Raw genomic sequence first — 1772 nt, 5'->3', positions numbered from 1 at the left:
CTTTTCTCGTTATTGTCGAAACAGTCGGCACGGTGCCGTCGAAGGTCTTGCTGACTGTATTACCTGCTGCACTTGCATTTCCTGGTGCATCTGTTGCCACACCTGCAGCTAGCGTTACGCTTACCGTTCCATCAGCGCTTGGTGTAATGTCAGCCGACCAAACACTACCTGCGGTCACTTCTGTGAAATTGCTCGCTATACCGTTGGTGACAGTGATATCGGCTAAATCAAAATCAGAAACTGACTTATCATAACTAAATGTAGTTGTAAAGGCTGCATTTGTTAGTTCATCACCAACAGTAGAAAGTGTAGGCACTGGTCTAACTCCATCTACAAGTACACCAGTTAAGGTAGCCACATTGTTCAATGAAAGGATGGCATCTACATCGAATTCATCTCGCATGGTACCGCCATTTAAGTCCATCGGTGCATCTAAACTGATACCGTCTACATCTAAGTTATCTTCGACTATTGTGTAGCGGAAGACAATGCTCGTGCTATTGGACACTGTGCCTACTTGTGTTGCATTAACTGTTACATTTCCAATTGTTATTGGCAGTGTGGCTGTTCCTGTTATCGTTACTGGCAACACCATATTTACTGTAAAGTCAAGGCTGGTACCTATGGCATAGGTTCCATCTGCTGGCACTATAACGTTGCTTACTACGGATGCTGCTATTGTCGTGAAACTCCAATCCGCATTGTTACTTATTCCTGCATAGTCATTCCCAACATCATCTTTTAATGCACCTGCATCAATCGTTACATAGAACTCTGTACTTGGTGGTAACAATTGGTTTTCTGGATTAATTGTTATTTCACCACCTGATATAGACACCTTAGTACTGGTTACGTCTATGGTTTCTAGCACTGAATCATCTCCTACTTGTTTGATGGTGATATTACCCGTGCCTTTGTTCATGTTTTCTCCAAAAGTCATGGTCAAATCTGAACTTGGTAGAATATCTACCGCATCGTCTGCTGGTGATAATACTGGATCAACTATGATCGCTTTCTTTTCTGTTGTACCAGTGACTGCACTTCCGGTATTCGAAAAACCATCGGTTAGTTCTAGAGATATTGTTAGTGTGCCATCTCCGAGACCAGTTAAATCGCCTAAAGTAATCTGATCTGTTGCAGTCGCAATTGTACCTGTTCCAGTAACATTGATTCCACCACCTGCTGAACTTATGGTGAAGTTATAAGTTGTTCCTACTTCTGCTCCTGCCATAGTAATGGTACTAGAAGTTAGTTCTGTTCTTATGATCAAGTTATCGTCAAAACTGACGCTGTATCCGCTTGGCGCAGTATTGTCATCCTCGTTGGTCAGTGTTCCTGTACCAGTAGCCGTTGCTATGGTCACGCCCTTGTTTCCATCAGCTACATTGGATAATGTTACTGTAAAGTCTTCATCGGATTCTTCAGTCATATCGCCAGTTATATCAACTGTAATCTGCTGTACTTCACCGTCTGTTCCATTAAACGTGAGCGTTCCGCTCGCCGCCGTATAATCACTAGCAGCGGTAGTAGCAGTACCGTCCGCCGTCGTATAGTCTACCATCACTTGCTGGTCAACAGCTCCAGTAAGGGTCACATCAAATGTGAAGGTGGTTATACCTGAATTGCCTTCGGCCATGGTTACATCGGTGATGGCCAGGCTGGCCGCATCATCATTGGTGATCGTTCCAGTTGCCTGGTCATCGATCTTTCTATCTCTAACATTATTGTCAAGGGTTGTGCTGAAGATGCCTACATCCCGCACCTCATCTGCC

1 protein-coding gene is annotated in these 1772 nt (G+C 44.1%); it reads right to left on the bottom strand.

What is annotated here, in order from left to right; all coding sequences use genetic code 11:
* Positions 1-1772, bottom strand: a 1772-nt coding sequence (locus JXQ92_RS19290; protein WP_421988287.1) for a Calx-beta domain-containing protein, incomplete at both ends; no start/stop codon positions are given.

It is taken from the genome of Roseivirga sp. (assembly GCF_049099775.1).
GTDB lineage: Bacteria > Bacteroidota > Bacteroidia > Cytophagales > Cyclobacteriaceae > Roseivirga.
Note: the sequence above shows the minus strand (reverse complement) of the source record. Positions and strands in the feature narration are given on the sequence as shown.